Consider the following 26,043-nt stretch of genomic DNA (forward strand, 5'->3'; position numbering starts at 1 on the left):
CCGATCTGCTGTGAGGACCACCATGGGCCATAAAGTCATCCAGTTCTCCACCGGCAATGTCGGGGTCCATGCCCTGCGCACTCTCATTGCCCGCCCCGACCTCGAGCTGGTCGGAGTACACGCATCGAGCCCGCACAAGGTCGGGCGCGACGCCGCGGAACTATGCGGGGTCGACCAGCCCACCGGCGTTATCGCGACCGACGACATCGACGCGCTGATCGACTTAGGAGCCGACTGCGTCGTCTACACCTCTCAGGCGGAAACCCGTCCGCAGGAGGCCATGACGGAAATCGCCCGATTCCTACGGGCGGGGATCAACGTCGTCGGGACCTCATTTGTCTGGCTGGTAGCGCCCGATTTCACCGATGCCTGGCTGCGGGCGCCGCTGGAAACGGCTTGTGCCGAAGGGAATTCGACCCTGTATGTCAACGGGATCGACCCCGGCTTCTCTGGAGACACCCTGGTGTATACCGCGCTGAGCCTCACCGCCCACGCGACGATGATCACCGTTCAGGAGATCTTCGACTACGGCACCTACGACGACGCCGAATTCACCGGCGCCAGTTTCGGATTCGGTGCCGGCCCGGAGCACAAGCCGATACTATTTGCGCCCGGCGTCCTCACCTCGATGTGGGGGGCGCAGGTACGCAGCCTCGCATTTGATCTGGGCATCGAACTCGACGAGGTCCGTGAGTGGCACGAGCAATGGGTTACGCCGTCGCCGATTTCATGCACGATGATGGAGGTCGCCCCCGGGGCCGTCGGCGCCGTCCGCTTCGGCGTCCAGGGCCTTCGCAACGACAGGACGATCATCACAATGGAACACGTCAATCGCCTCACCAATGCCGCCGCGCCGGACTGGCCCTATCCGCCGGACGGCCACCCGGGGGTGCACCGCGTCGTCGTAGAGGGAGACCCCGGCGTTGAGATCAACACTCATGTGGGCAGATCCGGGACAGACCACAACATCGCGGGCGTGGTGGCCACCGCGGCGCGGGCCATCAACGCCATCGACGCGGCGTGCCATGCACCAGCCGGGATCCTGGCCGCCCACGACCTGCGTGCGCTGGAACATGTGCGCGGCGTGATGTGGTGACATAACAGGCATGACAGCTTCCACCGGGCCGCGCCGGCCTCCGGGCGGCAGTCAGCCGCGCGCTGAGCGCACCCGCCAGGCCGTCATCGACGAGACTGCTCGTTACATTGTTGAGGAGGGCTTCGTGCCCCCTAGCGTGCGTCGCATCACCGAGCGCGCCGGACTCACCTGGGGCGTAGTCCAATATCATTTTGGTGATCTGGACGGCCTGCTGATGGCCGTCGTTGACCAAGGTTTCCGCGAACTCACCGAACTGATTGAACAGCTTCCCGGCCGAATCGCCGGACTGGCGCCAGCTCGCCGCACCGAGGTCGTCATCGATACGGTGTGGCAAGCGTTTTCCAGCCAGACTTCGATCGCTGCGCTGGAAATCCTCATCTTCACGCGCATGACAAGAACGCGAGCGGTCAACTCCGCATTGGCCACGATGCAGCGCCGATTCACCAAATTGGGAGAACACCTCGGAGCTGACCTCGACGCCCCGCACGCCGAGAGAATCGGAAACCTAATCTGGGCCGCCCTGCGTGGGATGGTGGTCGCACAGATGGTGTCGCCGGGCCCATTGGACACGACGCGCGACCGCCAGACGCTAGTCGATGTCCTCACGACATACGTTGAAGTCTCCGCCGCAGCCGGACCCTAGTTCGCCTCCACGTCCGGAGATTCGGCGCGGTTGCGACATGCGCGCCTTCGAGCCCGAGTGGCACGCCTAGCACGAGAAAATGGCGGTGCCTGGATAACGAAATGTGCAGTAGCACTTGGTCTTCCCCGACACGGCGGCCGAGCGGCGGGCAAACCTGCGGGCAAATCGCGGTGTGTGTGATCAGGCAGGTGTTGCTGGGCGACGGGTTCACCGCGAGATGGATGAACCCAAAGCGGAGCGTGGGCCATCAGTTATTGACCGACCGGTCAACTAGCCGTAACGTCGGCTGTGTGCGGAAGCCCCCAGACACTCGTGAACGCATCGTGTCGGCGGCGGCCCGGCTATTTCTGCAGCGCAGTTACCAGGCTGTCGGGGTGGACGAGATCTGCGAGGCCGCCGACGCTCGCAAGGGCAGCTTCTACTACTACTTCTCGTCGAAATGCGAACTGGCCAAAGCAGTCGTCGACTTGCACGCGGTGACCTACGCGTCACGGCTGGCCGATTTTGCCGACGATGACCCCGTTCGTCGCCTGCGGGCGATTCCCGACATGATCGGAGCCGTTCAGGTCGATTTCGAGTCGCAGTTTGGTCGGGCCGTAGGTTGTCCGTTCGGCAACCTTGCCGCCGAGTTGTCCACAACGGACGACGCATTGCGTGCCCACATCGCAGGGTGTTTCAGGTTGATGGAAGAGGGATTAGCGCAGCTGTGCCGCCAGGCCTCCGCGCAGGGGGCTCTTCGCGAAGGAGTCGATCCCGATCGATTGGCCCACTGCCTGCTTGCCCAATACGAGGGGGTGACCCTGCTCGCCAAACTCAACGGAGCCGGTGTTGCCGGCATCGCACCGGCGCTACGCGACTTTTTGGCCGCTTATCTCTCCGACGGCGGACATGCCCGATGAACCGGAACCGCCAAACTGGAGGAGCGCGCATGGCTGAGAAATCCCGCTGCCGAGGTGGATTCGACGTTGCGGGTCAGCGCCGCAATGTTTGTGGCGGTGTCTTTGATCCATGGAGCGGATCGGCTGCGCCGAGGACTCCAACTTCGACGCGGCGCCGACTATTGCGATCGAGATAGTCCTGACACTGAAAGGCCAGCCCATGCCGACACACGAGTTCGCGGTGGACCGAAGTCTGTACCCGTTTGAATCACGGTGGTTCGACGGACGTCACGGACGAATGCACTATATCGACGAGGGTCACGGGATCCCGATCGTTTTCTTTCATGGAAATCCGACGTGGAGCTTCTTGTATCGGAATATCATTACCACACTGCGCAGTGAATTCCGTTGCATCGCTGTTGATTACCTTGGATTCGGGCTCTCAGAGCACCCTATCGATTTCGGCTACACGGCCGAGGAACACGCCGCCGCGGTGGGGGAATTGCTGGACTATCTGGACCTCGACGGGTTCATCACAATGGGGCAGGACTGGGGTGGACCGATCAGTATGGCCGTCGCGACGGAGCGTCACGCACGCGTACGCGGCGTGGTGCTGGGCAATACTTGGTTTTGGCCTTCGGATGGGTGGCGACTGAAGCTCTTCAGTATCGTCATGAGTTCCGCACCCATGCAGTACCTCGTGCTGCGCCGTAATCTCTTCGTCAGATTTCTTCCCTACGCATTATCCGACAAACCGACCGATACCGTCATGCGGCACTATCTCGATGTCCAACCCGCACCGGCGTCACGCCGTGGCATTGCCGAGTTTCCTAAGCAAATCCGCGCCGCCCGGCCACTCCTGGAACGGCTGTCCCGCGACGTACCTGGCCTACTGGGCTCCAAACCCGCCCTATTCGTCTGGGGGATGAGGGACCCGGCGTTCGTGCTCGACGCGACAGTCGGCCAGCTCCAGCACGCGTTCCCCGACAATGAATTGATCCGGCTCCCGCACGCGGGCCATTACATTCAGGAGGATGCACCCGAGACGATTGCCAACGCAATCGTCAGGCGGTTCGGTTGAGCCGCCAAGCTGGTGCCGCCGACGACGGCGCCAGCTTTCGGAATGGTCGCAGCTCCATTCTTTGAGGGCGCCCTAGTTGCTGGTGCGGCCGAGCAGTCCGGCGGTGGTGAAGATGACCAGTTGTTCCACCCAGTCGGGCTCAAGGCCGGCGTCGCTGAGTGGCTGACCATAGGCACTGCGGTCGACGCTGGCCAACATGGTGATCATCGAATACATCGCAATTCCGGCACGGCGCTGCACCATTGTGTCGCTGAGGTCAGGAATTGCTCGGCTGGCCGCCCTGAGGAACAGATCGGTGATACTGGGGTCGCTGCCAAGCAGATCGGACCACAACTGATCTTCGGTCAGGGCCAGCTGGGTGAAGACCTTGATCCACCGGGATGCCCCATAGGGGTCGTCTCGAAGCAGGGCGATAAATGGATTCAGGATTGCTTCAACGACATCGCGAACCGATGGCGCCCTTTCCTGTTCGCCCAGTGCGGCGAGCCCGGTAACGGTCTGCAGGGTGAACGCAGGCGCGCGCCGATCGATGATCGCGGCGACCAGGTCGCGTTTGGACCGGAAATGGTAGGTGACGGCGCGAGTTCCCAGTCCGGCCTCGCGGGCTACGGCCCGTAATGACACCGCGCCGATGGTGGCATCGCCGAACATGCGCTCGGCCACGTCGATGATCAACGTCCGAGTGTCGACGTCGGTACGAGGACCGCGGCGGCGGGCGGGAGCACTCGTCACCGCAGCAGCCTAGCGGGCACCAGGGCGATTGATTTACTCAGTTGAGTAAACTACTCTAACCGCCGTCAGGGCGCCGAAGAGCACGGCGCCGGGCCCAAGTGCACGAATGCGAGGACGCGTAGATGTCAGCAGGACTCCGCTTCGACGGCGAAGTGGCAATTGTTACCGGTGCGGGCGGTGGTCTGGGCCAGCAGTATGCACTCGATCTGGCCAGCCGAGGCGCCGTTGTGGTGGTGAATGATCTCGCCGCCGACGGCGACGCGTCGGTGGCGAGCACGGTCGCGGAGATCACCGCCGCGGGTGGTCATGCGGTCGGCCGCGCCGGCGATGTCGCTGATCCGGCCACCGCGGACGATTTGGTGGCGACGGCGCTAGCTGAGGGCGGACGCCTAGATGTGGTGATCAATAATGCGGGCGCCCCGCCGACGGGCCCGTTCCCTGAGACGGCGGCCGCTGACTTTGACCGCATCGTCGACATCAGCCTGGGAGCGTCAGTGCGGTTGGCCCGGGCAGCGTGGCCCCAGCTGGCGGACCGCGGTGGGCGGATCGTGAACGTGACATCACATTCGGTCTTCGGGATCGCATCCTCGTCCCCCTACATTGTCGCCAAGGCGGGGACGTGGGGTCTTACCAAAGCGCTGGCCTATGACGGCCGCGACGCGGGAATCAAAGTCAACGCCGTGATGCCGATGGCCTACACACGCATGACCGCGCAAATAGAAGACGAGGATCTGCTTGCGTTCGTCAAGAAACATCTGCCAATCAGTAAGGTATCGCCGTTGGTCATCGCGCTGGCCCACCGCGACGTCGCGCAGTCGGGTGAGATCTTCCACGCCGGTGGAGGTCTGGTCGCCCCGGTGGGTTGGGGTTTCGGGGCCGGCATCGTCGACCATGAGCCCACTCCGGAGCACCTGCTCGCTACCATGCCCGGCCTTGCCCCCGGCGCGGACATCACCGCATTCACCGATGTCAACGACTCAGTCGCGCACATTTTCAGCCTGATCTCTTAGCTGCTGCGGAATCGGCGTCGACTGTCAGCTGCGGTGACCGAAACAAGCTGTCCCACACCGCGGTTCAGGCATTCGTCACTGACCAAGCTGGTGCCACCGGAGTCAGCGAGGTATTCACAGTTGAGCGCGGGACCACGCTGCCGCGTCCGGCGGGACGCGGCAGCGTCACCCGGAAAGTGCAGCCCTTGCCGGGTCCCTCGCTGTGGGCGTCGATGTGGCCGTCGTGTGCTTCGACCAGTGCTCTGGCGATAGACAGGCCGATGCCGGCGCCGCCGTGCTGGCGGTCTCGGGCAGCGTCGACTCGGTAGAAGCGATCGAACAGCCGGGGCAGATGTTCCGGCGCCACGCCATCACCGGAGTCGGAGATGGCGATGACCACGGCGTGGTCGCTGTAAACCAGCGTCACGTTGACCTGGTCGCCTGCCCGGGTGTGCCGCAGGGCGTTGTCGAGCAGGTTGGCCAGCACCTGACCGAGGCGTTCCGGGTCGGCCCATAGCTGCGGCGAATCGGGGGCGATCCGTGACGTGAGTGTCACGCCCCTGGCGCGGTAACGGGGCGCGAATGCCATCAGTGCGGCACCGACCACGTCGGCGGGCGCCGTCCAGCGTGCGTCGATCGCGGTGGTGCGGCGTTCTGCCGCTGCCAGCGCCGTGACGTCGTTGCTGAACCGGGTCAGCCGTTGGGTCTGCTGCCGCAAGGTGGCGATGGTTTTGTCATCAAGTGGCTGTACGTCGTCTTCAAGAGCTTCCATATATGCCTCGAGCACCGCCACCGGAGTCTTGATCTCGTGCGCCAGATCGGCCAGCATCTGGCGGCGGGTGTCTTCGATGGCACCGAGCTGCTGTGCCATCTTGTTGAATGCTCCGGCGACGGTGTCGAACTCCTTGCCCAGACCTGGCGATGCCACTCTGATGTCATAGCGGCCATCGGCAACGGCGGACGCGGCACGCGACAACGCTTTCGCCGAACGGTGTGCGCGGCGGCTGAAATACCAGCTCAGCGACATCGTGGCTAAAGCCGATACGGTCAGGGCGATGCTGACTGACACCGCCGTCGCCTCGCGGAAAGCGCGCTCATAGGGATGGCTTCCGTTGGCGCCGGGAACCACCGCGCGATCCATTAACTTTCGAATCATCGGTGGCCCGATCATCATCGCCACAACGATGGTGGTCGTCATTCCGACGACGACGACCAGCAGATTGGTCAGCAACAGTCGCAGTCCGATACCTGAACGGCCTACCGTCCGAGAGGCCGTCGTTGTGTTGCGTGACGCCATCACCGTGCGCCCATCCGATAGCCGATGCCGCGAACGGTCGTGACGTAGCGAGGCGTGGACGGATCATCGCCCAACTTGCGCCGCAGATGCCCGATGTGTACGTCCACGATGTTGTCAGCGCCAACCCAGGAGTCACCCCACACTGATTTGAGAATCTGGGTCCTGCTGAGTACGACGCCGGGACGCGCCGACAGCGCGGCGAGGAGATCAAATTCGGTTCGAGTGAGCGCGATAAGCCTCTTCTCGACGAATACCTCGCGACTGTCAATATCTATCTCTAGAGCGCCGAATCGACGTGGCGGAGAAAGCGTTTCATCGGGTCGTGCGGTCGCGTCAGCCGTGTGGCGGGGGCGACGCAGCATCGCGCGTATGCGGGCCACCAATTCGCGCGGACTAAACGGCTTCGTGACATAGTCGTCGGCGCCGACCGAGAGCCCGACCACGGTGTCTAATTCGGTATCGCGGGCAGTCAACATGACGACGTAGGCATCGGAAAAGGTGCGAAGTTGCCGACACACCTCGATACCGTCGGCGCCGGGCAGCCCAACGTCGAGAATGACCACATCCGGATCCACTTCCCGTGCCACGTCCAGCGCGCGACGTCCGTCATGGGCCAGGTGCACCTCAAACAATTCCCGCCGGAGATAGCTCGCGACGACCTCGGCCAATGACACCTCGTCGTCGACGACCAACGCCCGCAACTCGATCTCAGCCGTCGGGGTTTCGGTGGTCATGACCTCAATAGTGCCGTTCTCGCCCACCCGTCACCACCACGAGCCCCGGCGCGCGGTCGTTCTTTACCGAAGCTTCAGAATCCACTCACGTCGTCCGCGATCGCCTTGACGGCTTTATCGAAACGTCAGACGACGACCAACAGAAGATCATGCAGCGCTGTCAGGCTCGTACTGGTCGGAAATGGCAACGGGATTAGGCGATTACGACGAAGGGGGATGCCCGCCATTGTTGTCACCGCGGGTCCACGGTGATTCCCTGCCGCGGTTCTCCCCAGTACATCTCCTGTCGTTACGTCCTGTCGTTACGTCCTGTCGTCACGGCCACCGGCTGCAAAACACCAGTCACACGAGTCGAGAAAGGCAGTTCATGACCGTTTCAACAGTCGCCGGCAGCGGCTACGACCGCGCGGCCACCGCGATCACCCAGGCGGGGCAAAACTTCGCGCGTTACGGGCTGGCGCTCGTCCTGGCCTGGATTGGCGTAGGCAAGTACGTGAAAATGGACGCGAAAGTGCTCATTGCACACAGCCCATTGATGAGTTGGATTTTCGACTTTTTCAGCGCAACCACCGTCGCGCGTGCTCTGGGGACGATGGAGATCGTCGCGGCAATCCTGATCGTCGTGCGGCCGGTATGGCCGCGTATCTCCGCAGCTGGCAGCGCGCTGGCAATCGTGCTGTTCTGTGGCACGTTGAGTTTTCTGTTCACCACACCCGGTGTTGTGGTCGGGCACGCCGTAGGTATTCCGGTTCTGTCGGCCCAACCGGGCCAATTCCTGCTCAAGGATCTCGTGCTGATGGGCGTCGCCATCTGGACGCTGGGAGACTCTCTCAGGGCGGCTTTGGCGCCCACGGCGACGAAAGGCTTCCGCACCAGCGCCGCCGTGAACCACTAGCAGAAGGGCGCCAAAGGTCGCCCGCCGAAATCGACGGCGGCCACTGATCGCCACCCCGGCCGGACTGTCGCGCAACGTCGCGTCCTACCGCTACGAACGAATCCGTTAAACATGAGGACTTCCTCACGTATAGTCCGAACGTGAGGAAGTCCTCATGTTTTGCTTGTCGTCCGAGGAGGTAGGTCAGTTGCGGTTCGGGATGTTCATGGCCCCGTTTCACTGGCCGGGGCAGCACACAACACTTGCGTTGCAGCGCGATCTTGATCTGATCGAGTCGCTCGACCGCTTGGGTTTCGACGAGGTGTGGGTCGGGGAGCACCATTCGGGTGGTACCGAAATCATCCCGTCGCCCGAGATCTTCCTGGCCTTTGCTGCTGAGCGAACCCGCGGGATCAGGCTCGGCACCGGCGTCGTTTCGCTGCCATACCACAATCCATTCACTGTCGCCCATCGCGCGGCGCTGATGGACCATCTCACGCGCGGACGGTTCATGCTCGGTTGCGGTCCAGGCCAGCTTGCCTCCGATGCGGGGATGCTGGCCGTACCGGTCGACGAACTTCGGCCCAGGATGCAGGAGTCGCTCGACGTCATTGTCCGTCTGCTTCACGGCGAAGTCGTCACTGCGAAGACCTCGTGGTTCGAACTGAACGAGGCACGACTTCAGTTGACCCCGTGGAGTCCCGACGGCCTGGAATTGGCTGTCACCGGGACGATTTCGCCCAACGGCGCCCAGGCCGCCGGCCGGCACGGTATCGGACTGTTGTCCATGGCGGCCACCACGCCGCTGGGCTTTTCGATGCTCAGGGGGCACTGGGCCGAGTACGAGAAAGCCGCCGCGGAATCCGGCAAGGCAGCACATCGAAGCCGCTGGAGGGCGGTCGGGCCGGTGCACATCGCGCAGACACGCCAAGAGGCGCGTCGTGACGTCGAGTACGGCATTGAGAAGTTCGCTCACTACTTTCACCACGTCGTGCCGGGCGGGCTGTGGGAAGGCACCACGGTTAATGAGATTCTCGCGTCCAACGACGAGCGGGGAACCGCGATCATCGGCACGCCGGACGACGCGATCGAGCGACTGCGCGCGATTGACGAACACTCCGGCGGCTTCGGGACATTCCTGATCATGAATAGCGACTGGGCTTCGCCGGCCGCGACAAACCGGAGTCTGGAATTGTTCGCGCAGTACGTGATCCCTCACTTCGACGGCCGATCCGACGCGGCGGTTCGCTCGTGGGAATGGGTCGACGGCCAGCACGACGACTTTGCAGCGCAGAACTGGGCAGCGATCTCGAAGGTCGGCCTGGTGTTGGGCGACCTGGGAGATAGCCAGCAATGAGCGTCGCCGACATTGTCGTATCCCACTACGACCATTTCAACCGTGCCGATTGGCTTGGTTGGCAGGACGTTTTGACAGACGATTTCATCGCCCATCACGCGTCGGCCGGAACGACGGTCGGACGAGCCGCCTACTTCGACGGGCTTCGACTGCACAGAACGGCGTTTCCCGACGCGACCGTGGAGTTGCACCGTGTGATCGCGCAGGGCGACCTTGCCGCCGCCCAGTTCACTTCTCGGGGAACGTTTTCCGCTGAATTCGTCGGAATCGCCCCCACGGGGCGACGATGGGAGCTGGCTGGCATGGGTTTCTATCGGTCTGATGGCGCTCGACTCGCTGAGGCATGGTTCGCGGAGGATTTCACCGGGTGGCTCGCATCGCTGCAAGGAGCCATGGAGTGACCCGGGCGATTTTCGGCTCCGTGGTAGCGACGTGCGGGATGCGCCGATGATCTCGACCTTCGAGGATGCCGTCACCGTCGTCACGGGTGGCGCCAGCGGCATCGGGCGAGGGATTGCGGTGGAGGCCGCGCGACGCGGCTCACACGTGGTGATCGCGGACATCAATGACGTGCGTCTGGGCGAGACTCTCGCAGAGATCGAGGAATTCGGAGTCAGTGGGCTCAGTGTCTACTGCGACGTCACGAAGGACGACGATGTCGGGCGGCTTCGCGACGCGGTCCTTGACACTTTCGGCCGCATCGATGTGCTCTGCAACAACGCTGGCGTGGTCGTGTTAGGGCCGCCGGAACGCGCCGAAATCGACGACTGGCAATGGATTCTCGATGTCAACGTTCTCGGTATCGCGCGAGGGCTGCGTGCATTCGTACCCTCCATGTTGGAACGCGGCCGCGGCCACATCGTCAACACGGCGTCGGTCGGCGGCGTCTGGGCCTACAGCTGGGATTCCTCTTTGTACATCACTTCGAAATTCGCCGTCTACGGGCTGACTGAAGCACTCGCCCGACGACTCACCCCGCACGGTGTGGGCGTATCCGTTTTATGTCCAGGGCTGGTGACCACCAATCTCGGTGAAACCGTACGAGTTTCGGGGGTCCCAGACGATCTGCTGGACAAGTGGTTCCACTTCCCTCCTGAGATGCGGTCGCCGGTCGAGCCCGAGGCGGTGGGCGCGCTGGTCGCCGACGCGGTGCTGCAGGATCGTTTCGCGATCTTCACCGATGCCGAGGGTGCTGAACGTTTCCGAACCTGGCGAGACGATATCGAGGGTTCGCTGCGGGAAGTCATTGCCAGCAGTCCGCCGCCCCCGACTTTCTGAACCCTTCCGAGTAGTGAGAGCGCAGTGATACGAAACCGGCCAGTGCAGCAGCGCAGCCAAGCGTTGTTGGAACGCATTATGCATGCCGCTGGAGAGATGTTCGACGAGTACGGCGTCGAGGGCTGTTCCACCGAACAGATAGCGCGTCACGCCGGAGCATCGATCGGCGCGGTTTATCGTTTCTTTCCTAATAAGGCCAGTTTGGCGGCGGACCTTGCGGAACGTTACGCACTCCAGCAGCAGGCCGCGGCGATCCAGCACTTCGAAGAGGCCAACCTCGCACGGCCCGCCGAGGAAATCGTTGGCGAGTTCTTCAAGTCATTCGCAGATCTGCTGGGTAGCCAGTTGGGCTGGCGAGGTTTGATGAAGGCGGGCTACCTCTTCAACGGGGACTCGGGGCATGCACCTCCGGCGGCCAGCCACGATTGGGATGCGCTCCTCGAACGGTTCTTCCAGGCTCAGGTCCCTCAGCTGGCAGCCGATGAACGGCGGATCGCGGCCCGGATGTTCGTGTCCCTGACCGCGTGGCTGCTGCTGCGGGTCGCCGAATCAACCGAGCCGCTCGATGTCGGTCTCCGGGAGGCGCGCACCGTCATGATCGGGTACATCCAGGAGCTCCGCCGAAGGTACTGAATCGGTCGAATCGGCCTGTGTGAGTGCTTCATTCCGACCCTGCATCCCATCCGAGGAGGACACGGTGGCAGCGACACTGCAGAAACTGCTCCGCGAACGTGCGGGTCAAGACACGGTGGCAATCAAACAGCCAGACCCGTCACCGAAGGCTCGGCCGCGCTACGTCTGGCAAGCCGACGAGCTGCCGCACACGGCGACGAACAAGATCGTCAAGCGTGAGCTGATCGATCTCGGAACCGATCCCAGTGCGCGGGTGATCTGGACACGGCGATCGACCGAGTTCTGTCCCGTTGGCGCCCAGGCGGTGGGAGCCCGCCATGGCTGACAACAACGACCACTTGAACCGCCAAATCCGGTTGCGGCGGCGACCAAATGGGCTTGTGTCCGCGGACGATACTGAATGGGTGATCACACCGTCGCCCGTCCCGGCCGCGGGCGAGGCGCTGGTACGGACCACCTACATCGGTATCGACGCCGCCGTGCGTACCTGGCTCGACGGGCAGCCCGGGTATCTTCCACCCGTCGAAGTGGGTGACGTGATTCGGGCGGCGGGCATCGGGGAGATCATCGAATCCCGTTGCGACGCCTTCAAGGTCGGCGATGTCGTCACCACGCTAACCGGATTTCAGGAGTATGTAATCGTCCGCGACGATCTGTTCTGCACGCCCGTCGTCGGCTACACGGACCAACCGTCGGTGATGTCGATCTACGGCCCGACCGGAGCCACCGCGTACTTCGGCATGACCGGGGTCGGCCAGCCGAAACCTGATGAGACAGTGGTGGTCTCGGCCGCCGCGGGTGCGACTGGATCGGTCGCGGGCCAGATCGCCAAGATCGCGGGCGCCAGGGTTGTCGGCATCGCCGGTGGCCCACGGAAGTGTCGGGCGGTGGTCGAGGAGTTCGGCTTCGACGCCTGCATCGACTACAAAGCAGGCGACCTGCTGGCCGGGCTCAAGGAGCACTGCCCCAAGGGAGTGGATGTCTATTTCGATAATGTCGGCGGGGATGTCCTCAACGCCGTGCTCGGCAGGCTCGCCCCGAATGCTCGGGTCGTGCTATGCGGCGTCATCTCGAGCTACCTGACGGGCGAGCATCCCGGACCGTCCAACTACGTCAACTTGTTGGCGAAGACGGCGAAAATGCAGGGATTCAACGCCCTCGACGAGTGGGCGCACTTCGACGAGGCCTTCAGCGCGCTACAGGGCTGGGAGCAGCAGGGTCTGCTCGCGCATCGCGAGACGATCTACGACGGTCTGGAGTTGAGCGTCGAGGCCCTCAATGGGTTGTTTACCGGGGCGAACATCGGCAAGACGCTGGTCAAGGTGAGCGAGCCCGGCGCGTCATCGCGGGCGTGACACAGGAGGATCGCAGGTGACCTATCTCGATTTCACCGACCGATGCGTCGTCGTCACCGGCGCGGGCCGTGGGCTGGGTCGGTCCTACGCGCGGCTGCTCGGCAGCCGTGGCGCGATGGTGGTCGTGAACGATCTCGGGGCGGCGCTCGACGGTTCACCAACGGGGGAAGACCCGACCGCCGAGGTAGCCGAGACGATCAATGCGGCCGGTGGTCGTGCCGTGGCCAGTACCGCCGATGTCGCCACAACCGAAGGGGCGCACAGCATTGTCGACACCGCCATGGCGCAATTCGGCCGCATCGACGCCGTCATCAACAACGCCGGCGTCTATTCGGCCAGGCCTTGGACCGACGTGTCGGTGGCCGAGTACCAGAGGTTCCTCGACGTGCACTTCTTCGGGAGCCTGCTGGTGAGCCGGGCCGCGTGGCCTCATCTAGTGGCCGCGGGGCAGGGGCGAATCGTCAATACGGTGTCCATTACGGCATTCGGCGCCCCCGACATGCTCCACTACGGAGCAGCCAAAGGCGCGATCCTGGGACTCACCCGAAATCTCGCCGTGGCCGGCGCGGACTACGGAATCGCCGTCAATGCCGTCGCTCCCGGTGCCGCGACTCGCATGACCGACGCTTCCGCGACCGCGCTCCCACGAGAAACCGTGGAGCTCGTCAAGCAGACGATGCCGCCCGAACTCGTGGCTCCAGTGGTCGCGTATCTCGCCCACCCCGCATGCCCCGTGACGGGCGAGGTACTGAATGCGGCCGGGGGTGGAGTCAGCCGACTTGTCATCGGTACCACTACTGGCATTGTCGACACCAACCTCACCCCCGAAGTGGTCGCCCAGCGATTCGACGAGATCATGGCCGTCGGGCACGTCGAACCCATCCAACTGATGCGGCCTGACTCACGGCAATCGGTTTGAGCGACGATGCGTGCGAAGCAAAGCCAGCACGTACTCTTGAAACCTGCTCTACAGCAAGCTAACTCATCGAACGGCGGACGCGCACCCTAACCAGGTCAGCGACGCAGGTCCGCGTGGGCATGCACGTAGGGCGCGACCCAGTCGGTGAGGAAGCGCCGGAGGTCAGCGCCCGCGCGCGGTGGCCGGCCGGGGTCCACAATGAGTGACTGCAATGTGCGTAGCGTGACCTCAATGAGTTCGTCGAACTTGTGGTCGGCGAATCCCGAGCCGGTCCAGTCGACGTCGAAGCGTTCGAGGATGGATCGCCCGAGGGATACCGCTATGTCGGACGTCACGCTGGCCGTGGAGGAATCGGCCTTGCCCGGATGGAAGACCAGGCGCAGATACCGATTCTGCGAGATCTGCTCAAAGGCGTAGGCGATCCCCTCCACCACTGCCTCGGTGGGGTCGGTGATCGAGCCGAGTTGATCGGCCAGCTGATCGCAGAATTCACCGATCGCCGACAATGCCACGGCCGCGATCAGCGCCTCGTGCGTTGCGAAATAACGGTAAATCGTCGGCCGAGTCACGCCGAGTGACTCAGCGACCTCAGACACGCTCACGGCTCCGCGCCGGTCGATCGCACGCCGGGCGACCATGAGGATGCGCTGTGCCGCCTCGTCGTCGTCGCGCGGCATATCGCCGGCCCAGCCATGCCTTCGCACAGTGTGATCGTCGCACAAGCGGCGTCCCTATCTTGACAATACAGTTTACGATTACTGTATCGTCAGATGTCACACCGATAGAAGGGCACGAGCCGATGACGCGTACGCACAGCAGCCCCGTCCCCGCAACAGATGAGACCCTCACGGCACGTGCCCTCAAGCACGCGTTCGACCGGACCACCGACTTCGCCGATAGCGAGTTGCGCGTGCCGCTGCACTACTATCGCGATCCGAAAATCACTGAAATCGAGGAATCGCAGATTCTGCGACGCGTGCCGCTGGCCATCGTGCCCTCGGCCCAACTACCCAACAAGAACGACTATTTGGTCCGCTCCGTGCTCGGCGATTCACTGCTGGTCACCCGCGACCGATCCGGGGCGAGTCACGTGCTTTTGAACTATTGCCGTCACCGTGGTGCGATGCCCGCCTGCGGCTCGGGCAATGCCTCCCGGTTCGTATGTCCTTACCACGCTTGGACTTACACGAACACCGGTGAATTGTTCAATCTCCCCGGCAAAGCTGGTTTCGACTCGATGGACCCCAAAGGCTACGGCCTGATCGAGCTGCCGTCAGAGGAGCGCCATGGATTCATCTGGGCGGTATTGACCGCGGACGCCGATATCGACTTGGATGCTCATCTCGGCGATTTCGGCGCCGAACTGGCGCTGTGGAACTACGAGACGTACGGGTACCACACCCAACGCGAATTCACCTCCGAGGTGTCGTGGAAGAACGCGCTGGAGGCGTTCGCCGAGGGCTACCACCTCGCTTTTGTGCACGGTCAAAGCATCATTGGGCAAAACACACTGTCCAACACCACAATTTACGACGAGTTCGGCAAGCATCATCGACTGGGCTTTCCGTACAACTGGATCACTAACCTCGACGCGGACCCCACCGCGTCGGCGGATCCGTCGGCCAATATGGGCGTCATTTATTGGCTATACCCCAATCTGATTTTGGCCAACAGCACCGTGGGCCTGGAAATCATCGACATCCTGCCCGCTGGCGAGCCCACCCGTTGCACAGTCCGTCACAGCTGGATGGGCCGCATCCCCGCGACCACTGAAGAGATGCGGGCCGGATACGACGCCATCTTCGCGGCCGTCCACGCCGCGGTTCGCGACGAAGACTTCGGCATGCTGCCCCAATGCGGTGAAGGCGTCCTGCATGGACAACATGACCACATGGTCATCGGACGCAACGAGATTGGTGTCCAGCACATGATCAAAGTCTTCGCACAAGAACTCGGCGTCGCCCTGGCCTGAGGTGAGCAACGTCAACAAATCCAGGGCCTCATCGTCATCCGCCTTCAGCTCCGGCTTGTGGTGATGACCTGCAGCTGGCCGGCCGGGGCGTGCATGGGCCTGATGACGGGCCGGCGGCCGGTGGTCTAACACGTTCTTGCTAGCGCTCCAGTGTTGGCACCCGCACCTTCGCCCAACGAAAGATAGCCAACTCGCCGCGCGGTCAGCCTCGGGCGGGGGCGACGTCCAGCAGGCCGTGCGTGCGTATTGCGGCCATTGACAACACCCGGTAGCCGTATTGGTCGAAAAGCACGGTCACGCGGTCGGGATCGCCGCCGATCACCGTGCCAAAACCCCATTCCCGATGTCGTACCTCGGTGTCAACCGGAATTGCTGGCTCCTTGAGGCTGACGTCGCTGAGCCGGCTCGCCGTCAAGCAGATGTCGCAATTGCCACACGCGGTGCGCAGCTGCTCGCCGAAATACGACAGCAAGAAGCCCCGTCTGCAGCAATCGGTTTCGGCATAGCCACGCATCATCTCGATCCGGCTGATGTCAACCCGTTCGCGTAGTTCGGCTAGCCTGACGGCCGCTGCGACCGCAGCCTTCGGTGACGCCGCGCAGCAGCGGAAACCGTTGCGGCTGGCCTGAATCGACCCGGCCTCGTCAAGAAGGTTGATGGCATTCGTCAGCTTGCGCCCACCGATTCCGAGGTGATTGCGCAACTCTTTCAGCTTTGTCGGGCGCGCTTTGCTCAACGCGGCGTACACCGTGGCGAGCAGCTTCTCGTCGGGTCGTCCGGTACTGAAAAATCGTGCCAGCCCAAGGTCCTCGGGTCGGTAGAACAGCAGTGCCACCGCATCTTTGCCGTCACGGCCGGCACGCCCGATTTGTTGGTAGTAGTTGTCCAACGAGTCGGGGACCGAGGCGTGCGCGACGAACCGCACGTCAGGTTTATCGATGCCCATCCCAAATGCCGAAGTGGCAACAACGACGTCGAATCTATCGTCGCGGAAACCGACGTGTACCGCGTCCCGCTCGGCGGTCTTCATGCCGGCGTGATAGACCGCCGCGGTAAGTCCCATGTTCTGCAAGGCCTGCGCGTAATCCTCGGCGTCCTTGCGGGTTGCCGTGTACAGCAGCCCCGGACCCGATTGCCTGGACACCGAATCGATCACGGCAGATCGCTTCTCCTCGGGTCCGATGTGACGCTCGACCGTCAGCCGCAAGTTGGGGCGATCGAAACCGCCGACGACCACCTCGGGGGTGTGCAGTCCGAGTTGGTCCACGATGTCGCGGCGCACGACCACCGACGCGGTTGCCGTCAACGCCACGACCGGGATTGAGTCGCCCAGGGTTCCGAAGACGTCGGCGAGGCGTCGGTAGTCGGGCCGGAAGTCCTGTCCCCACGCCGAGACGCAATGCGCCTCGTCAACGACAATCAGTGACAGCCCGGCTTTGCGCAGCCTGTCGACGACATCGTCGCTGGCCAGCTGCTCGGGGGAGACGAAGATGAAGTCGGCGTGCTGGTCTTCGATTGCGCGCCAACTGTGTCGGCGCTCTTCGGCACGTAATCGGGCGTTGATGGCGACCGCGTGGCCGGCCCCGCTTTCTTCAATTGTGGCGATTTGGTCGTCTTGCAACGCGATCAGCGGTGACACCACCAACGTCGCACCGGCGGTCAGCAGCGACGGGACCTGGTAAATCGCGGATTTTCCGGATCCGGTCGGTAGCACCGCGAGCAGATCTCGGCCGTGCAGGACAGCCCGCATTGCCGTGCGTTGATCGTCGGTGAGCCGGTCCCATCCGAACTGGCTACGGGCGAGTGCGTCGAGGTTCAGCGCGTTACCAGTCGCCGGGGTCACCGCGATGAGTTACCCGGTGCCGCGACCGCAAAACGGCTCTGGCAGTTGGTGTGTACTACACCGATACGGCACGGCTGCCGAACGCGGATTGAGGGGCTCGATCCTCTTGGCAGACAGCAGTGGCGAAGCAGCGAGGGCACTCGAGCATCTGAGTCTGCGGATATTCCGCGCGCCGGATGTGAAGCTCGGACTATCTCGTTGTAGGTTAGAGTGCCTAAGCTTACTTTTAAGCTAATTAGCTGAGTAGCCTTCGCCCCTGGTTAGGAAAGCGCCCATGACGACCGAGTCGCGGATCAGGTCGCTAGATCCCGAGGTTGCCTCGAGGACCGAGGAAAAAGTCGGCCCACAGCGCGACAAGAAAAAGTGGCTGGCCAGCAAGAAAAAGGGCCTGTTCAGCCGGTTCTGGCTCGTCCTGACCATTGCAGCCGTAGTCGCGCTATCGGGGTTCATGGTCTACCGCCTGCACGGAATCTTCGGTGTCCACCGCGGTTCATTCGGTGGTGGCACGTCGGGCGAGGTTCTCGACCAGTTCAACGCCAAGACGATCACGCTCGAGGTCTGGGGCGCACCGGGCAGCACGGCCACGATCAACTACCTCGACGAGAACTCCCACCCGCAGCAGGCCCTCAACGTCCCCTTGCCCTGGAGCACAGTATTGAAGTCGACGAAGCCCGGCATCCCGGCCAACCTGGTAGCGCAAGGAGACGGGAGTTGGATTGCCTGCCACTTCGTCGTAGATAACCACGACGGACACGGTGCGGTGATCAAGGGTGCTAATCAATCGCCGCCCAACGAAACGGTCAATGCCTTCGTCTACTGCCTGGACAAGTCGGCATGAGCGAGGCCACCGAGGCTGCCCCGCGCGTTGATCAGCCGCTGATCCCGCCGTTCCTGCCGCGGATGATCCACCGGCTGGCATTGCCGATCGTGCTGGTGTGGTTGGGCATCGTCTTCGTCACCAATACCATTTCCCCGCAGCTCGAAGTCGTCTCCAAACGCCAATCGGTGTCGCAGAGTCCCACGGACGCGGTGTCGTTCCAGTCGATGATGCACGTCGGATCGACGTTCAAAGAGTTCAATACCGACAGTTCGGCAATGATCCTGCTGGAGGGCGACAAGCCGCTGGGGGCCGAGGCGCACCGCTACTACGACGAGATCGTCAAGCGACTCGAGCAAGACAAGACACACGTTCAGCACATCCAGGATTTCTGGAGTGATCCGCTGACCGCCGCGGGCTCCCAGAGCCACGACCAGAAGGCCGCGTACGTCCAGGTTTACCTCGCCGGCAACATGGGCAGCGCCAAGTCCGGCGAATCCACGGATGCCGTCCGCAAGATCGTCGAATCGGTGCCCGCGCCGCCCGGCATCAAGGCCTACGTCACCGGGGCGGGTCCGCTGTTTGCCGACCAGTCCCACGCGGGTGAGAAGGGCGTTGCGGTGGTCACGATGATCACCTTCGTCGTGATCATCGTGATGCTGCTGTTCGTCTACCGATCGGTGGTCACCATGCTGATCATGCTGGTGATGGTCTTCATCGAATTGGCGGCGGCCCGCGGTGTCGTCGCGACGCTGGGCAACTACGGCATCATGGGACTTTCGACGTTCGCCAATAACATGCTCGTGCTGATGGCGATCGCCGCCGGAACGGACTACGCGATCTTCGTGGTCGGCCGCTACCACGAGGCCCGCGGTCAGGGCGAAGACCGCGTAAAGGCGTTCTACACGATGTTCCACAGCACGGCCCATGTCGTGCTGGGATCGGGGCTGACCATCGCCGGCGCGATGTACTGCCTGAGCTTCTGCCGGTTGCCCTATTTTTCGTCACTCGGCATACCCTGCGCGGTCGGCATGCTGGTCGCGGTCCTCGCGGCCTTGACGCTGGCACCGGCGATCCTGACCGTGGCGACGTTCTTCAAGCTGCTGGACCCGAAGCGACAGCTGCAGACGCGGGGCTGGCGACGCATCGGCACCGCCATCGTCCGCTGGCCCGCACCCGTTCTCGCGGTGACGATCGCCGCCGCATTGGTCGGCCTGCTCGCTCTGCCCGGCTACAAGACGGACTACGACACCCGCCACTTCCTGCCGGAAGATACGCCGGCCAATGTCGGTTACGCGGCTGCGGACCGGCATTTCGACCAGGCTCGGCTCAATCCTGAGCTACTGATGATCGAGACCGATCACGACTTGCGTAACCCGGCCGACTTCATCGTCCTGGACAAGGTCGCCAAGGCGATTTTCCACATCCCTGGTATCGGTCGGGTCCAGACCATCACCCGGCCGTTGGGCACCCCGCTCGATCACAGCACCCTCGGTTTTCAGATGGGGACACAAGCCGCAGCGCGGCTGCAGACCCAGCACTATCAGGAAGAGCAAGCGCAAAACCTCCTGAACCAGGCGGACGAGCTCAAGAAAACGATGGCAACGCTGCGTGAGCAGATGCAGGTCACCCAGGATCTGAGCAACACCACCCACGAAACCACCAGGCTCACCAAGCAAACCGTGGAAATCACCGAGAAGTTGCGCGACGACATCGCGAACTTCGACGACTTCCTGCGGCCGATCCGTAGCTACTTCTACTGGGAGAAGCACTGTTACGACATCCCGGTCTGCTGGGCAATCCGATCGGTCTTCAACGCGCTCGACGGCATCGACCAGGTGGCTGAGAACATCGTGAACCTCAGCGCGAATCTGGACAAGCTGGATCAGATCCAGCCGAAGCTGGTCGCACTGATCCCGCCACAGATCGAGAGCCAGCAGCACAACCTCGACACCATCATGTCGAACTATGCGATCACAAAGGGCCTCAACGACCAGGCGAAAGCGCAGGCCGACAACGCCACCGCGCAGGGCGATGCCTTCGACAAATCCAAGAACGACGACACGTTCTACCTTCCGCCAGAGGCATTCAAGAGCCCGGATTTCGCGAGGGGCCTCAAACAGTTCATATCGCCGGACGGGCACGCTGTCCGGTTGATCATCTCGCACGAAGGCGACCCGGCGACTCCCGAGGGCGTCGCCCACATCGAGCCGATCAAGCAGGCCGTGCACGAGGCGATCAAGGGCACGCCCTGGGAGGGCGCCAAGGTTTACCTCGGCGGTACCGCCGCGACATACAAGGACATGCACGACGGCTCCAACATCGATCTGTTGATCGCCGGAATTGCCGCGGCCACACTGATTTTCGTCATCATGCTGGTGATCACCCGAAGCGTGGTGGCGGCCTGCGTGATCGTCGGCACGGTGTTGCTGTCGCTGGGTGCTTCCTTCGGACTCTCCGTGCTCCTATGGCAGTACATCCTGGGGATCAAGTTGCACTGGATGGTGCTGGCGATGGCGGTCATCCTGCTGCTGGCGGTCGGCTCCGACTACAACCTGCTGCTGATCTCACGGTTCAAGGAGGAAATCTACGCCGGCCTCAAGACTGGGACGATCCGTGCGATGGCCGGTTCGGGCTCGGTCGTGACCGCCGCCGGTCTGGTATTCGCCGCCACCATGGCCACGTTCGCATTCAGCCCGCTGCGGGTGATGGCGCAGGTGGGCACGACGATCGCGCTGGGTCTGTTGTTCGACACCTTGATCGTGCGGTCGTTCATGACCCCGTCACTTGCCACCTTGCTCGGCCGCTGGTTCTGGTGGCCGCAGCACGTGCGTCCACGGCCGGCCAGCACCATGCTGCGACCGTATGGGACGCGTACCGCCGTGCGCGAACTGATCCTCAACGACGTTGACGAAAACCCGCCGGGCGGGCTGGTCAAAAAGCGCTAAAAGGCTACTTCGGTTGTTGCCTGTCAGTTGTTTCGGCTAGGCCCGAAGCATTGCCAGGGCTGTTGCGACACCGCGAAGTCGGGCCAATCGCGTTGCTGGCAAAGTGTTTGATCTGACGCCCGCACCGCTGCCGGCAACCACGGTCAGGGCGGAGCACCCCATTCCTCACAGTCCCTCAAACCCGGTATCGCCCGGGCAGCTCGGCCGACGCCGCTGAAGCCGTCCCGTGAGACCAATGTGACTCCCGCTGAAGACGGCCGTTGTCCCGCGGCATCCGGCGCCAGATGTGTGTCCGCACAGCGTGATTTCTGTCACTCCACAGACAAGGGTTCGACGCTCCCTGGGAACAGGCTGTGTAGCCGGTGATTTCGCTGCGATGGTAAGCGTTATAGCGCTTCGGTGCGATCAACGACAAAGCGAACCTGGCAGGTTTTGTGAATATTGCCGGGGCGGAAACCGCCGACTTCGGTCTCCAAAACACGGAACCCGAGAGCGTCGAACAACGAGTACCACTCGCTAATTTTCTTGAATTGGCAGCCGAAATTCATATCGACAAGTCCTTGGGCGACGGCATTACCAAAGAAATCAATCAGGACCAGTACCCGGAATTGATCTCTATCCGTTAATTTGTTGAATTCGATGATTTCGGACTGGCTCGCCGCGGCCCCGAGTGGCTCACCCGCGACGCCGAAAGTGTCCTCCTCGATGATCAACCGCTGTGCAACGCGCCGCAAATTGGTCAACAGCGGAATTAGGTCGGGTTCATCAACGTGGTGGAGGACGGTTTTGACGATCGCACTGTCGAACATGTCGTCCGGGTAGGGGACGTCAACGGGCGATGCCATCTGGCGGAAAGGCAGCACGCCAGCGTCCTCGCAACGGTAGTCCATGACGTCCGTGGTGTAGCAGTCAAAGCCGGCGCGGGCGATCAATACGGCAAGATGACCTCGGCCGCAGCCGAAGTCGAGAACAGAATTACCGCTAATGGCGTCAGCGAAATTGTTGAAATCCTGTTTCGGCTTACGCTGCGACTTATATGCGGAGTAGCCTTCGCTGAACCAGGACCCGATCCCGTCGGATTTGAAGAATTGCCGATGCACCTCTTCGGTCACTCGATACAATTCATTGCCGTCACCCGCATCGAGCAAGTATTTGCATGCATCCTCTAGGAGCGCGCTCACATCGCTGGCGTGGCGAGGGAAGTGGGATTTGTAACTCTTCTCCAACAGTGACAACGTAAAGTTCAGCGCCGCCGTACCATGCTGCAAGGTTTCACATATAAAGTCGTATTGGGCTCGTTTGGTGGTTGTTAACACCAATAATCCTTTCGTCGCCCATGCTACAAATTCCTGACGCTACGCTGTTGGGGCAGCAGCAGGCGGTCGGGCTTAAGTAGATGATTTAGCTCATGGTAACAGTCCAATCGGACGCGGTCCTGCTAGGCAAAACGTAATTGAAATTCCTTACATTTACCTTTACAAATGCGCAGAACTCGCGTACTAGCAACGATGGCCACCCTGACGTGGCCGGCCGCTCATGCCGGCCGCAACGTCCCCGCCGGGCGCGCTAACTGGGGCCGGCGCCGCAGGTCGGGCAAACTTCCGGCCGTTGCGTGCAGGCGCCAGCGGCGTTGTGCTGCGCACGGTCATCCAGGCACTTTCTGGGCGAGTGTGGTTGACCGCATCCGCATTAGCGGCGCACCTTCCGTTACGGGCGTCGAGCCCCGCTAGGGTCACTGCTTATGGCGCTGCTGCAGGGCAAGAGGATTCTGTTCGACATCGATGGCACCTTGATCGACTCCACCGAAACAGTCGAGCGGTCCTGGGACATCTGGGCCACGGAGTACGGCGTCGACTATCACGAGGTACTCAAGGTCTGTCATGGCCGGCGAACCGAGGACACGGTCGCGCGGTTCGTCGCACCACAGCACCGGATCGCAGCGACAGCTCGCCAACTCGCGCTGCAGGAGCAGGCCGATCTCGCCGGTGTCTCCGCGCTACCGGGCGCACGTCGACTGCTAGCCGCCCTCCCGCCAGGTCACTGGGCTGCGGTGACCTCCGGACCGCGGTCATTGATGGCTGCTCGACTGGTGGCAGCAGGACTCCCAGAACCGCAGTTGCTGATCGGTGCCGAAGATGTGTCGACCGGCAAGCCAAACCCGGAGAGCTACCTCAAGGCGGCCGCCGGGCTGGGCTTCCAGGCGCAGGAGTGTCTGGTCGTCGAGGACGCGCCCGCGGGCGTCGGCGCCGGCCGAGCGGCCGGGGCGCAAGTACTGGCCCTCACGACCACTCACGATGCGACCGAACTGGCGGGCGCCGACCTCGTGGTCACCGATCTGTCCTGCGTTCGCGTCGAAGTCACTGACAAGGGTGTGGCCTTGATCACCTAAATGGGTGGCAACTTGCGATCTCATTACCCGCGGGGTGAACGGCACAGCTGCGAGGCACGTTTCAGTGGATGTGGTCTTGTGGGTTGTCAGCGCGGCGATAGGTCTGGCTTTCGCCGCGTGCGGCGTCATCAAGTTAGTCGTACCGAAAAAGCGTCTGGCACTTCGCGGTTGGAGTTGGATCAGCGAACTCAGTTCGGCCACAGTGGTATTCGTCGGATTGACCGAAATTGCCGGCGGCCTGGCAATGCTCTTGCCCGCGGTGCTCAAGATTTCACCGCTGGCGGCGATAATGCTCGGGACGGCCGGCCTCATAGTTGTCATGCTTGGAGCCGCAGTGGTGCACGTGCGCCGGCGTGAACCGGGAATGATCGTGCTGAACTTGGCGCTACTGGCCTTGGCGGAATTGGCGATCTGGGACCGCTAGCGTCATCGCATGGCTACGGCTGTTAGCGCCGGGATAGATCTCAGCAGCTGGCCTCTCGCGCGCCAGTCGACGACTTAGGCCAACACCGCGGCGAGGTCGGCGCGGGACACCGTGACTCTGTGCGGCCCCGCATTGTCGGGCACCACTTGGTCTTGGCCGAAAAAGAAAACTACCGCCTCGTCGGTGATCGCGAAGTTTTGATAGGTCTTCTCATCGAGGTCGGCGGTCGGTGCGTCGAGTTCACGCCGGACGATCGGATTGAGAATGTCCAACGGCGTGGTCCCCGGCTTGAACAGAGTGCCGAATGTGATCGGAACGCGCTTGCCGAGGTCGAAGTTGAACGCCTGGAACGTCGTATTCGGGTGGCCTTCATGAGACAGGCCGGTGTCGTTGTCGATTGTGAGCACCAGACTTCGGGTGCCGGACTCCGCCGTCCCCGAACGGAAATCTCTTGCGGTGACGATGTACTGATACGGCCGACCCCGACCCCCCAAGGGCCCGAACTTGGTGACCCAATCAAGGAATGCGGTGCGGTCACGTTTCAGGAAATCGACCACCGCCGGAATGTCCGGGTAGTCGACGGGAAAGCGCACGTCGACCTGGTAGGAGGAGGTGGCGCTGCGGACGTGGCAGTTACGGTCAGCTTCGACAGTGCCACCCAGATCGGTGCACGCCGATTGTCCTTGCGCCGCAATCGATGTGCTCACCCCTGGCGATGCGGTCGTCGATGGGGTCGGTCGCCCGGGAGGCGACGCATCGCACCCGGCCGCACTCGCGGAGACGACCGCAGCCACCGCTGCGGCCAGCATGCCGCGTCGAAACAGGTTGGTGCTCATGGCAGCGTCGTTCACTGGACCGGCAGCTTGAGGATACGGAAGTGCAGGCCGTCGTTGACGTACACGTTGCCCTTGCCGTCGACCGCCACACTGGACGGTTTCTTGAGGTCGGTGAACGGCAACACGGTGGGAGCGCTCGCGCCGGCCGCCAATTTCAACACGCGACTTGGCCTCAGATCGACGACATAGACATCGCCAGTGGCGCCCACCGCCACCTGCGTGGGTGCCGAGAGGTCGGGGAGCGGCAGCACCGTCGGGGTGGTGGCTGTGGTGGCTGTCGCGGTATCGGGGGCCAGCTTGACTACCCGCTTGCCACCGGAGTCGACTACATAGACGCTGCCGCTGCGGTCCACCGCCACCCCGGCATTGTCAATATCGTTGAGCGGCAGGGCAATTGGGATAGTCGACCCAGGGGATAGCTTCCACACTCGCTTGCTGCCTGAGTCGCTGACGTAGACGTCGCCCGCGGTGTCGACCGCAACACCGGCGATGAGCTTGAGACCGTTGAACGGCAGCACGGTGGGATTGCTGATCCCCGGCGTCAATTTCAGCACCCGGTGTTTGTCATCGTCGGTGACATAAAGGTTGCCGGCCCTATCGGCCGCAATATCGACGGCGCGGCCGAGTCCGGCGAAGGGTAGCGGCTTGGGTCTCGTCGTGCCCGTCGGCATCTCCCACACCTGGCCGTAGTGCAAGTCGAGCACGTACACGTTGTCATCGCTGTCCACTGCTACGCCGGCGGCGTGGTTGATCAAGTCACCGAAGGGCAGAACTACTTGCGGGGCATAGCTGATGGCGTGGGTGGCACTCGGTGCGGGCGCCGGTTGTGAGACCGGCGCGCCGGACCCGGCTGTCGAGCATCCCGCCATCGAGACCGCGATACCGGCCGTTAGCGCCAGCGGAACGACACGACAGATCAGGCCACCGCGATGATGTTTCGACATGGCG

26 protein-coding genes are annotated in these 26,043 nt (G+C 62.7%); 18 read left to right on the forward strand and 8 right to left on the reverse strand.

The window, feature by feature from the left end:
- Window positions 1-22 precede the first annotated feature (22 nt).
- The 4 genes from G6N33_RS21700 to G6N33_RS21715 all read left to right on the forward strand — a co-directional run bounded on the left by G6N33_RS21700 (window position 23) and on the right by G6N33_RS21715 (window position 3,698).
- The gene (locus tag G6N33_RS21700; protein ID WP_044506836.1) at window positions 23-1,096 is read left to right on the forward strand and encodes an NAD(P)H-dependent amine dehydrogenase family protein; all 1,074 of its coding nucleotides are present in this window, start codon (window positions 23-25) and stop codon (window positions 1,094-1,096) included.
- Window positions 1,097-1,106: 10 nt separating this feature from the next.
- Window positions 1,107-1,739, forward strand: coding sequence for a TetR/AcrR family transcriptional regulator (locus tag G6N33_RS21705; RefSeq protein WP_044506834.1), 633 nt, complete (start codon window positions 1,107-1,109; stop codon window positions 1,737-1,739).
- Window positions 1,740-2,029: 290 nt separating this feature from the next.
- On the forward strand, window positions 2,030-2,638 hold the full coding sequence (locus tag G6N33_RS21710; RefSeq protein WP_044506832.1) for a TetR/AcrR family transcriptional regulator: 609 nt from the start codon (window positions 2,030-2,032) through the stop codon (window positions 2,636-2,638).
- A gap of 199 nt (window positions 2,639-2,837) precedes the next feature.
- A complete protein-coding gene (locus tag G6N33_RS21715; protein ID WP_044512059.1) occupies window positions 2,838-3,698 on the forward strand; it encodes an alpha/beta fold hydrolase in 861 nt (286 codons plus the stop codon).
- 72 nt (window positions 3,699-3,770) lie between these two features.
- Here G6N33_RS21715 and G6N33_RS21720 read toward each other — a convergent pair whose 3' ends face one another.
- Window positions 3,771-4,430, reverse strand: coding sequence for a TetR/AcrR family transcriptional regulator (locus tag G6N33_RS21720; protein WP_155945890.1), 660 nt, complete (start codon window positions 4,428-4,430; stop codon window positions 3,771-3,773).
- Between the two features lie 122 nt (window positions 4,431-4,552).
- Here G6N33_RS21720 and G6N33_RS21725 point away from each other — a divergent pair, with 122 nt between their 5' ends.
- Complete coding sequence (locus tag G6N33_RS21725; RefSeq protein ID WP_081662008.1) at window positions 4,553-5,440, forward strand: SDR family NAD(P)-dependent oxidoreductase; 888 nt, start codon at window positions 4,553-4,555, stop codon at window positions 5,438-5,440.
- A gap of 64 nt (window positions 5,441-5,504) precedes the next feature.
- On the opposite strand, the gene G6N33_RS21730 is transcribed toward G6N33_RS21725, so the two are convergent.
- Together G6N33_RS21730 and G6N33_RS21735 are read right to left on the reverse strand one after the other, a co-directional pair.
- The gene (locus G6N33_RS21730) at window positions 5,505-6,716 is read right to left on the reverse strand and encodes a HAMP domain-containing sensor histidine kinase (RefSeq protein ID WP_044506828.1); all 1,212 of its coding nucleotides are present in this window, start codon (window positions 6,714-6,716) and stop codon (window positions 5,505-5,507) included.
- Entirely contained in the window at window positions 6,716-7,450 is a 735-nt protein-coding gene (locus G6N33_RS21735) for a response regulator transcription factor (protein WP_044512056.1), read from the reverse strand. The genes G6N33_RS21730 and G6N33_RS21735 overlap by 1 nt, the downstream gene beginning before the upstream one ends.
- Window positions 7,451-7,817: 367 nt before the next feature.
- Here G6N33_RS21735 and G6N33_RS21740 point away from each other — a divergent pair, with 367 nt between their 5' ends.
- The 8 genes from G6N33_RS21740 to G6N33_RS21775 all read left to right on the forward strand — a co-directional run bounded on the left by G6N33_RS21740 (window position 7,818) and on the right by G6N33_RS21775 (window position 13,866).
- Window positions 7,818-8,345, forward strand: coding sequence for a DUF417 family protein (locus tag G6N33_RS21740; protein WP_044506826.1), 528 nt, complete (start codon window positions 7,818-7,820; stop codon window positions 8,343-8,345).
- A gap of 154 nt (window positions 8,346-8,499) precedes the next feature.
- Window positions 8,500-9,681, forward strand: a complete 1,182-nt coding sequence (locus G6N33_RS21745; protein WP_049918965.1) for an LLM class flavin-dependent oxidoreductase — start codon at window positions 8,500-8,502, stop codon at window positions 9,679-9,681.
- Window positions 9,678-10,082 carry an ester cyclase gene (locus tag G6N33_RS21750; protein WP_049918964.1) on the forward strand — a complete coding sequence of 135 codons (405 nt, stop codon included), beginning with the start codon at window positions 9,678-9,680 and terminating at the stop codon, window positions 10,080-10,082. The genes G6N33_RS21745 and G6N33_RS21750 overlap by 4 nt, the downstream gene beginning before the upstream one ends.
- A 46-nt stretch (window positions 10,083-10,128) precedes the next feature.
- The gene (locus G6N33_RS21755; RefSeq protein WP_044506825.1) at window positions 10,129-10,959 is read left to right on the forward strand and encodes an SDR family oxidoreductase; all 831 of its coding nucleotides are present in this window, start codon (window positions 10,129-10,131) and stop codon (window positions 10,957-10,959) included.
- Window positions 10,960-11,001: 42 nt separating this feature from the next.
- Complete coding sequence (locus G6N33_RS21760; RefSeq protein ID WP_044506822.1) at window positions 11,002-11,592, forward strand: TetR/AcrR family transcriptional regulator; 591 nt, start codon at window positions 11,002-11,004, stop codon at window positions 11,590-11,592.
- A gap of 64 nt (window positions 11,593-11,656) precedes the next feature.
- On the forward strand, window positions 11,657-11,917 hold the full coding sequence (locus G6N33_RS21765; protein ID WP_044506820.1) for a hypothetical protein: 261 nt from the start codon (window positions 11,657-11,659) through the stop codon (window positions 11,915-11,917).
- Window positions 11,910-12,947 carry an NADP-dependent oxidoreductase gene (locus tag G6N33_RS21770; RefSeq protein ID WP_101528304.1) on the forward strand — a complete coding sequence of 346 codons (1,038 nt, stop codon included), beginning with the start codon at window positions 11,910-11,912 and terminating at the stop codon, window positions 12,945-12,947. Before G6N33_RS21765 ends, G6N33_RS21770 begins: the two co-directional genes overlap by 8 nt.
- Before the next feature lie 16 nt (window positions 12,948-12,963).
- Window positions 12,964-13,866 (forward strand): SDR family NAD(P)-dependent oxidoreductase, encoded by a 903-nt coding sequence (locus G6N33_RS21775; RefSeq protein ID WP_044506817.1) that lies wholly within the window; start codon window positions 12,964-12,966, stop codon window positions 13,864-13,866.
- Window positions 13,867-13,961: 95 nt separating this feature from the next.
- Here G6N33_RS21775 and G6N33_RS21780 read toward each other — a convergent pair whose 3' ends face one another.
- On the reverse strand, window positions 13,962-14,570 hold the full coding sequence (locus G6N33_RS21780) for a TetR/AcrR family transcriptional regulator (RefSeq protein WP_044512051.1): 609 nt from the start codon (window positions 14,568-14,570) through the stop codon (window positions 13,962-13,964).
- 95 nt (window positions 14,571-14,665) lie between these two features.
- On the opposite strand from G6N33_RS21780, the gene G6N33_RS21785 reads away from it, so the two are divergent.
- Complete coding sequence (locus G6N33_RS21785; protein ID WP_044506815.1) at window positions 14,666-15,838, forward strand: aromatic ring-hydroxylating oxygenase subunit alpha; 1,173 nt, start codon at window positions 14,666-14,668, stop codon at window positions 15,836-15,838.
- A gap of 202 nt (window positions 15,839-16,040) precedes the next feature.
- On the opposite strand, the gene G6N33_RS21790 is transcribed toward G6N33_RS21785, so the two are convergent.
- Window positions 16,041-17,681, reverse strand: coding sequence for a RecQ family ATP-dependent DNA helicase (locus G6N33_RS21790; protein ID WP_044506814.1), 1,641 nt, complete (start codon window positions 17,679-17,681; stop codon window positions 16,041-16,043).
- Window positions 17,682-17,955: 274 nt separating this feature from the next.
- Between G6N33_RS21790 and G6N33_RS21795 the strand changes: the two genes are divergently transcribed.
- Both G6N33_RS21795 and G6N33_RS21800 read left to right on the forward strand, forming a co-directional pair.
- A complete protein-coding gene (locus tag G6N33_RS21795; RefSeq protein WP_081662006.1) occupies window positions 17,956-18,519 on the forward strand; it encodes an MmpS family transport accessory protein in 564 nt (187 codons plus the stop codon).
- Window positions 18,516-21,446: an MMPL/RND family transporter gene (locus G6N33_RS21800; RefSeq protein WP_044506812.1), complete on the forward strand. Its 2,931-nt coding sequence runs from the start codon at window positions 18,516-18,518 to the stop codon at window positions 21,444-21,446. Before G6N33_RS21795 ends, G6N33_RS21800 begins: the two co-directional genes overlap by 4 nt.
- 386 nt (window positions 21,447-21,832) lie before the next feature.
- Here G6N33_RS21800 and G6N33_RS21805 read toward each other — a convergent pair whose 3' ends face one another.
- Window positions 21,833-22,762, reverse strand: coding sequence for a class I SAM-dependent methyltransferase (locus G6N33_RS21805; protein WP_163771610.1), 930 nt, complete (start codon window positions 22,760-22,762; stop codon window positions 21,833-21,835).
- 425 nt (window positions 22,763-23,187) lie between these two features.
- Between G6N33_RS21805 and G6N33_RS21810 the strand changes: the two genes are divergently transcribed.
- Window positions 23,188-23,835: an HAD-IA family hydrolase gene (locus tag G6N33_RS21810; RefSeq protein ID WP_044506808.1), complete on the forward strand. Its 648-nt coding sequence runs from the start codon at window positions 23,188-23,190 to the stop codon at window positions 23,833-23,835.
- A gap of 64 nt (window positions 23,836-23,899) precedes the next feature.
- The gene (locus G6N33_RS21815; protein WP_044506806.1) at window positions 23,900-24,259 is read left to right on the forward strand and encodes a DoxX family protein; all 360 of its coding nucleotides are present in this window, start codon (window positions 23,900-23,902) and stop codon (window positions 24,257-24,259) included.
- 74 nt (window positions 24,260-24,333) lie between these two features.
- Here G6N33_RS21815 and G6N33_RS21820 read toward each other — a convergent pair whose 3' ends face one another.
- Window positions 24,334-25,095 carry an esterase gene (locus tag G6N33_RS21820; protein WP_155945889.1) on the reverse strand — a complete coding sequence of 254 codons (762 nt, stop codon included), beginning with the start codon at window positions 25,093-25,095 and terminating at the stop codon, window positions 24,334-24,336.
- Window positions 25,096-25,106: 11 nt separating this feature from the next.
- A complete protein-coding gene (locus G6N33_RS21825) occupies window positions 25,107-26,039 on the reverse strand; it encodes an NHL repeat-containing protein (protein WP_163771612.1) in 933 nt (310 codons plus the stop codon).
- Between the last annotated feature and the right edge of the window lie 4 nt (window positions 26,040-26,043).

Origin of the sequence: Mycobacterium simiae (assembly GCF_010727605.1) — a bacterium.
Classification (GTDB): domain Bacteria; phylum Actinomycetota; class Actinomycetes; order Mycobacteriales; family Mycobacteriaceae; genus Mycobacterium; species Mycobacterium simiae.

What these genes read in the sequence shown, in the direction of transcription:
- G6N33_RS21700 (WP_044506836.1), top strand. Translation starts at nt 23, where the DNA reads ATGGGCCATAAAGTCATCCAGTTCTCCACCGGCAATGTCGGGGTCCAT.
- G6N33_RS21705 (WP_044506834.1), top strand. Translation starts at nt 1,107, where the DNA reads ATGACAGCTTCCACCGGGCCGCGCCGGCCTCCGGGCGGCAGTCAGCCG.
- G6N33_RS21715 (WP_044512059.1), top strand. Translation starts at nt 2,838, where the DNA reads ATGCCGACACACGAGTTCGCGGTGGACCGAAGTCTGTACCCGTTTGAA.
- G6N33_RS21725 (WP_081662008.1), top strand. Translation starts at nt 4,553, where the DNA reads ATGTCAGCAGGACTCCGCTTCGACGGCGAAGTGGCAATTGTTACCGGT.
- G6N33_RS21730 (WP_044506828.1), bottom strand. Translation starts at nt 6,716, where the DNA reads ATGGCGTCACGCAACACAACGACGGCCTCTCGGACGGTAGGCCGTTCA.
- G6N33_RS21735 (WP_044512056.1), bottom strand. Translation starts at nt 7,450, where the DNA reads ATGACCACCGAAACCCCGACGGCTGAGATCGAGTTGCGGGCGTTGGTC.
- G6N33_RS21740 (WP_044506826.1), top strand. Translation starts at nt 7,818, where the DNA reads ATGACCGTTTCAACAGTCGCCGGCAGCGGCTACGACCGCGCGGCCACC.
- G6N33_RS21745 (WP_049918965.1), top strand. Translation starts at nt 8,500, where the DNA reads ATGTTTTGCTTGTCGTCCGAGGAGGTAGGTCAGTTGCGGTTCGGGATG.
- G6N33_RS21750 (WP_049918964.1), top strand. Translation starts at nt 9,678, where the DNA reads ATGAGCGTCGCCGACATTGTCGTATCCCACTACGACCATTTCAACCGT.
- G6N33_RS21755 (WP_044506825.1), top strand. Translation starts at nt 10,129, where the DNA reads ATGATCTCGACCTTCGAGGATGCCGTCACCGTCGTCACGGGTGGCGCC.
- G6N33_RS21770 (WP_101528304.1), top strand. Translation starts at nt 11,910, where the DNA reads ATGGCTGACAACAACGACCACTTGAACCGCCAAATCCGGTTGCGGCGG.
- G6N33_RS21785 (WP_044506815.1), top strand. Translation starts at nt 14,666, where the DNA reads ATGACGCGTACGCACAGCAGCCCCGTCCCCGCAACAGATGAGACCCTC.
- G6N33_RS21795 (WP_081662006.1), top strand. Translation starts at nt 17,956, where the DNA reads ATGACGACCGAGTCGCGGATCAGGTCGCTAGATCCCGAGGTTGCCTCG.
- G6N33_RS21800 (WP_044506812.1), top strand. Translation starts at nt 18,516, where the DNA reads ATGAGCGAGGCCACCGAGGCTGCCCCGCGCGTTGATCAGCCGCTGATC.
- G6N33_RS21810 (WP_044506808.1), top strand. Translation starts at nt 23,188, where the DNA reads ATGGCGCTGCTGCAGGGCAAGAGGATTCTGTTCGACATCGATGGCACC.
- G6N33_RS21820 (WP_155945889.1), bottom strand. Translation starts at nt 25,095, where the DNA reads ATGAGCACCAACCTGTTTCGACGCGGCATGCTGGCCGCAGCGGTGGCT.
- G6N33_RS21825 (WP_163771612.1), bottom strand. Translation starts at nt 26,039, where the DNA reads ATGTCGAAACATCATCGCGGTGGCCTGATCTGTCGTGTCGTTCCGCTG.